The sequence below is a fragment of the Microcystis sp. M169S2 genome, assembly GCF_020245865.1.
Lineage (GTDB): Bacteria > Cyanobacteriota > Cyanobacteriia > Cyanobacteriales > Microcystaceae > Microcystis > Microcystis ichthyoblabe_A.
On the sequence record NZ_JADBUB010000211.1, the window covers coordinates 1 to 6,684 of the forward strand.

2 protein-coding genes and 1 pseudogene are annotated in these 6,684 nt (G+C 49.9%); all 3 read left to right on the forward strand.

Going from position 1 to position 6,684, the window contains the following annotated elements; translation table 11 throughout:
- Positions 1-690, forward strand: a pseudogene (locus IM485_RS19630) (hypothetical protein); the annotation flags it as partial.
- 60 nt (positions 691-750) lie between these two features.
- Positions 751-1,935: an ATP-grasp domain-containing protein gene (locus tag IM485_RS19635; protein WP_287745106.1), complete on the forward strand. Its 1,185-nt coding sequence runs from the start codon at positions 751-753 to the stop codon at positions 1,933-1,935.
- 519 nt (positions 1,936-2,454) lie between these two features.
- Positions 2,455-6,324: a peroxidase family protein gene (locus tag IM485_RS19640; RefSeq protein WP_287745108.1), complete on the forward strand. Its 3,870-nt coding sequence runs from the start codon at positions 2,455-2,457 to the stop codon at positions 6,322-6,324.
- Positions 6,325-6,684 lie beyond the last annotated feature (360 nt).

Below are 6,684 nucleotides of genomic sequence, written 5' to 3' on the forward strand. Positions count from 1 at the left end.
GCAAAACAGAAACTAGAGGAAAATAATAAAAAAATATCAAAAATCAAAGAAGAAATTGTTAAGCTAAAAAATGAACTACTACAAAAACCATCGAGTCAAAATTTACTTGCTTTCATGAGAAATGAAAGTAAATTTAATGATGTGGAAGCTGGTTATAAAAATGCGACTTTTTGGTATCCTAGCATTCAATTAGGTTTTCAGGTTTTATTTTTAGCACCATTAATAATTATTGCGTTATTAGTGAATCAGTATGCCCAAAGTCGCGGCTATGGTTTAATAGCGTTAATTAGTTGGCATTTATTAGTTATTTTCTTCATTCCTTTAATTTTCAAAGCTTTTGAATTTTTGCAAATTGGTATTATTGCACAATTCATTTTTGATATTATCGGTGCTATCTTTGGAGGTTTAGTATTTTTAGTTCAATATGTTTATATTCTGTTAATCCCTTTGTTCGGTTTTGCTGTTATTAAATTTTTGCAAAAGTTTGTTTTTAATACCAAGTCTCAAGCAGCAAAACGAGTACAAAAATCACAATGTATTAACTGCGCTAAAACGATTAAAAATCAAGATGCTCATTGTCCCCATTGCGGTTATTATCAATATGTAGAATGTCATCATTGCCATGAGTTAACTTATAAAAATTTACCTTATTGTTATCATTGTGGTACTGCACAAACTTATGATAGTTAATAGTCCCCAAGCTACCGAAACGAGCAAAGAGAGAATCGCCACTTTATCAATTAATCAATTATGGATTTACTCGAATACCAAGCCAAGGAAATATTTGCTCAAGTCGGCATCCCCATTTTACCTTCCCAACCAATCCACGAACCGGGGGGACTAAAAAGATTAAACATTCCCTATCCTATCGTGCTCAAGTCCCAGGTACGCGCGGGAGGACGGGGAAAAGCAGGAGGGGTGAAATTTGTCGCTAATACCATCGATGCGATCGCTGCTGCCCATGCTATCTTTCATTTACCGATCGCCGGAGAATATCCAGAGGTAATCTTAGCAGAAGCCAGGTATAATCCGCAACAGGAGATATTTTTAGCCATTTTACTTGATTATCATCTGCAAAGACCGGTTTTACTGGGTGCAAGTCAAGGGGGAATGGATGTGGACAGTTTACTGGAAACCATGCAAAAAGTGGTCATTGAAGAGAGATTTTCCCCCTATCTCTGTCGGCAATTAGCTGTATCTATGGGTTTAAGAGGGTCTTTGATCGAGTCTATCAGTCAAATTCTCGAAAAAATGTATAGTCTCTTTGTCAGCAAAGATCTCGATATTATCGAGATTAATCCCCTGGGTATCAACGAAACTGGGGAAGTGATGGCCCTAGATGGCAAAATAAGTGTTAATGATGCCGCTTTAGCTAGACATCTCGATCTCCTAGCTTTGACCCCACCCCAATTGCAATCCCCTTGGTCGATAATTGATCAAACTGGCCGAATAGCCGTGATTAGCAATGGACAGGGTTTGATGTCCACTGTCTGGGATGCCTTGGTAGGCAAGGGGGCAAAACTGGCGGCATGGCTTATACTGGAGGAAAGACTAGAATTAGAGCAATTAAACGAGCAAATAGAGGCTGGTCTGCAACAATTCCAACTATTGCCTAATTTAAAAGTGGTTATCGTTGATATTATCAGTTATCCCGACTTTGGCCAAAAAGCGATCGAGACTATTAGCAATTACTACCGCAGTTATAGCCCATTATCACCCAGCCGGGGCAGTGGTGAACGAACGATCCGGGCCACCCGACAGGAAAGACAAACCTTGCAACCCCGATCTTTTCTCAATCCCACCCTACCACAAATAATTTTTCGCGTCCTAGCTGACAGCAAAGCGATCGATCTCAGTCAGAGTTTAGCTGATGTTAACTTTCATTGGTTAGAGTCTTTAGAAGAGGTAGTCACGGCAGCAATTAAATTAGCCTAGAATCAGTGACCAGTTCAATTGAAAAAATGGCGTTTTGGGTTTGTTATGTTCTTAAATCCGACACTCCGCACATCTTCATATATTTTTATATATTTTTACATTCCTCAAGATGTTTTTACCAAAAACTGTCATTGTAGAAACTACTATTAAGAACCATTCTCAATAATTGATTTTTCTGAGAGAATAAATTACAATTTTTCACCTTGAGAAAAATCGATCACTATAATTATAATCCTTACTGGTAATGGTTTCTAAGCAATGTATTAGGGAAAATTATCAATGGAATGTTAAGAAGTGGGGAAGGTAGGTTAAATGTAAAGTTTTATTGGGAAATGCAACGTTTCTGCCATGAAACTATATTATTGTCTTTCGAGTAAAAAAACGCGATGTGCAACTAAAAACGACAGAATCAGGGTTACAAAGGAGACTTTATCTCTGCTGATTTCTGAAAGCCTTGTAAATCAAGACTAAAAATATGGTTGCACACGGGTTAGGAAAAATACTGCACATTGCCAAATCATGCCAAATCCCAATTTCGATTCAGTGATTGATACTTTCACAATCGACGATCTGTTTTTTCTCCGTTATCAATATCGCGTCTACAAGGAATGGAACAACGATCCCCGTCTCGCCGTTCTGCCTGGCTTCAATCCCGGTGTGACGGGCGCCAGACCCACCAGTGGCATCCGCTTTGTCGATGGCACGGATCAATTGCGTTACCAGGTGGGTGGCGGCATCACCCCCATCTCGGCACCCTACCCCTTGTCCACCACAGATCCGAAATTCATGGCCGGGGCGACAGGCACACTGTTTCGCCGTCTCACCAGCCAGAGCTTCACGCAAGCCACGGGTGGTTTCACGATCAACTTCCAGACGGGAGCGGTCGTCTACGACCAAAACTATACGATTGATTACAGCCTTCGCGGCTCTGCCAATCCCAGCAATCCCCACATCTTTGATGCCAGCCCCAGGGTGATCAGCAATCTGGTTTCCAATCAAAGCGGCAGGACAGCGCTGCAGTTGTTGGATGATCCCTACGCCAGGGAGTGGACCCAGGCTGGCACCCAGGCCGGCAAGCGGGTGAGCCAGAAAAACAACACCCGCCATGAAACCATTCTCACCGGTGGCAATGGGGTGAATGGCTCCAATACTGGGAATCCCCTGCCGAATTCAGGCTTTTTCGCCCTGTTTGGCCAATACAACGACCACGGCATGGATTTTCTCGCCAAGGGCAAGGATGGCAGCCTGCTGATCCCCCTGCTCCCCGGAGACAGCCTTTACACCCCTGGCTCGCCCACCAACTTCATGGCTCTCTCCCGCACCAACACGGTGCAGGTGGAGATCGGCGAGGGCAGCCGCGATGCCCTGGTGGCGGAGCTAGGCCTAGCGGGCTACAGCCGCCCCAGCCAATGGGATGTGGACAATGAGAACGCCGCCATCGGCACCAGCTTCACTGGCACCAGTGGGGGGACCTTGGTACTCAATGAGCAGCTGATCGTGATCAGTGCGGGTGCCACCCTCAACGATATAGTGACCACCATCAACAGCAAGGCGGCCTTCACCGGCGTGGTTGCCTCCACCACCACTAACGGCAGCGGCCAGAGCGTGCTGAAGCTCACCCCACGCAATGGCGAGAGCTTCAACCAGACCTCCGCCTTTTTTGATCTCAACCAGGTCTATGGCTCGGTGGAGAGCCATGCCATTTTCATGCGGGAATACAAGGGCAATGGTGAACTGACGGGCCGGCTGCTCGCAGATCCGCAAAACTCCACCGCCCGCTGGTTTGACCTGAAAAAGAATGCCGAGCGCATTGGCCTGACCTTGCGCGATCGCGATGTGCTGTCTGTACCCCTAGTGGAGATCATCCCCCAGGGCCAGCCCCATGCGGGCCGCTATGCCTTTGTGGTACTCGACAAGGTGACGGGGCAGAAGAGCTACGTCTTTGATACGGCGGATGTCACGTCCAATCAGGTGCTGGCCAAGGCCGGTTCAGCGTTTCTGATCGATCTGGCCCGTGACTGGAAAGGAGCTCCCCAGCCTGCTGGTAGCGATCCCTTCAAAGCCAACGGTGATCTCAAGGATCCCTCTCGGCTGAATCAACACGCTGTGGGCGGAGATGGGCGCCTGAATGAAAATATTGGTCTCACGGCAATGCATGAGATCTTTGTCACCACCCACAACAATATCCTGTCTCAGATCCAGGCCAATCTAGCCCAGAATGCCGGAAACAATGGTAATAACCAGGCCCTTTCCGGAGAAGAGCTGTTTGAAATGGCCAAGCTGGCCAATGAAAACTTCTACCAACACCATGTGTTGCAGGAGTACGCGCGGCGCATTACCCCCAACCTGGGTGCATTCGCAGGTGCCAATGCGGGCAACAACAACAACGCCGGCTTCAATGCCAGCATCTTGGCGGAATTCGCCTCCAGCGCCTTTCGCTTCGGCCATTCCCAGCTCACCGAAACCGTGGCCCTCACCTCGGTGAACCAGCAAACGGGCCTGGCTAACCCCGGCGGGCAGATGGACATCCCGCTGCTGCAGGCCTTTCTCGCCCCCCAGATCTACACGCGCCACACAGCAGGGCAGATCGCCGCAGGGATGAGCCAGCAGGTGGGCAACGCCACCGATGAATTCATCACCAACACCCTTCAAAACGCCCTGGTGGGCCTGCCCTTGGATCTGGGCGCCCTCAACATCGCCCGCGGCCTGGATACCGGCATCACCTCCCTCAATGAAGCCCGTCGCCAGATTCAAACCTACCTTCGTGACGTACGCACCTCTCCAGGGGGCACCACCGGGTTGGTGCAGGCCAACAATGCCATTGACGCTAACCTGGCGTCCCTGGAGGCCAACCTGCGGCCCTATATCAGCTGGAAGGATTTTGGAGCCCATCTGCTTCATCCCGAATCGTTGAAGACGTTCATCATGGCCTACGCCCGCGATGCCATCCTCAGTGGCTATTCGGGCAATGCCAATCTCTCCTATTGGAATCAACTGCAAGCCAGTTCGGCTCCAGGCGCGGCAGCCACCTACGCCGCCGCCCTCTCCGCTGCGGCGGATTTGGCCATGGGGGATGACGCTTTCATGGGCCTGCTCTACAGCGGCAGCAGCACGGATGCCCTCAATCCCGCAGCACCGGTGAACACGCCCAGCGGCAACCAGAACTTCCAAAATATCTCCCTCTGGCTGGGGGGATTGGCAGAGGCCAAAACCCCCGGCGGTATGCTTGGCCCCACCCATGATTTCATCTATGCCTACCAGATGCAGCAACTGCAGCGGGGTGATGAAACCTACTACCTGAGCAAGCTGGCTGCCACGGATCTGGTGGAGGAAATCAAAGGCAAGACAGTGGCCGACATGGTGATGGCTGCCACGGGAGTGAAGCATCTCTACCACAAGATCTTTGCGGTGAATGATGCTGATTATGAGCGATCCCTGCAAAGCTTCAACACCTATTCTTCTGAAGCTTTATTGCTTCAGGCCACTCAGACGGTGGTGGATGTCACTGGAACTCAACGGCTGGTGGGCAGGGCTGGCTATGTGAATGGCGTGCTTGTCGGCAATGGTGGCAACTACCTTGATGCCCGCGGCGTGTTCAGTCCCAACGGGGAGGGCAAGGCCAGTGAGCTCTTTGGCGGCACCAACGGCTCCGATCAATTCAAGGGCTTGGCTGGGGATGACTGCATGTGGGGCGATGGAGGCGCGGACACCTTCTGGGCCGGCGATGACAATGACTTTGCCGATGGCGGTGAAGGAGATGACACCATCTACGGTGAAAACGGCTTTGACATGTTGCGTGGGGATGCCGGCAACGATCAGATTTATGGCGGCACTGGCAACGACGATATGTATGGCGGAGAGGGCAACGACAGCCTCTTCGGTGAGGATGGCATCGATGATCTCAACGGCGGCAATGGCAACGACCTGATCTCCGGTGCGCTGGGCAACGACCAGGTGAAGGGACAGGCGGGTAACGACACCCTCATCGGCGGCCAGGGGAACGACATCATCACAGGGGGGGGAGGAAAGGATCTCTTCGCCTTCAACGAGGCCCCAGGTCTCAATGGGGTGGATCAACTGCGGGACTTCAACTCCAGTCTGGACCAACTGGTCTTCGACAAGAACGTCTACGCAGGCCTGAGCGGCTCCACCCTTACCGCAGCCCAGCTGCGGGCGGAGGCCGGGGCGACGGTGGCCAACACGGCAAGCCAGCGCTTCATCTATAACCTCTCCAACGGTGATCTGTTCTTTGATCCCGACGGCACTGGCGTTCTCGCGGTCACGCAGATCGCCAACCTGAACCGCTTCAATCCAGCTTTTCCCTCGGATGTGGCGTCGGCCAACGCGGTCTTCCCCAACCTGGTCAGCAGCAATTTCTTGCTGATCTGAGCGGCCTTGGAAGCGTAATAAATTACGGCGGTTGCTTTATTCGTCTGGCACAGCTAATTCCTTAGTGGAGAATGTACCAGACCAATCCTGAATCCGCCGTAGTTATTATGACCAACTTATAGTCATTTCAGATAAGTCTGATACACTCTAGACCAGTTAAACCCTTACAAACTCTGGCATTGATATTCTCAATCTTAAGTAGGTAGGCGTTAAAAGTTGTCAGATGCCCCCCTTATTAAGCTGTCCTTTAGTCACATCTTTCTTAACATTTCAAACCTTTGTAGCACAAGGCTTTCAAGACTCGGTTAACAATTTGTAATATTCCTTGTTGACACCCTTACTGACAAAGAAAAAACTGAA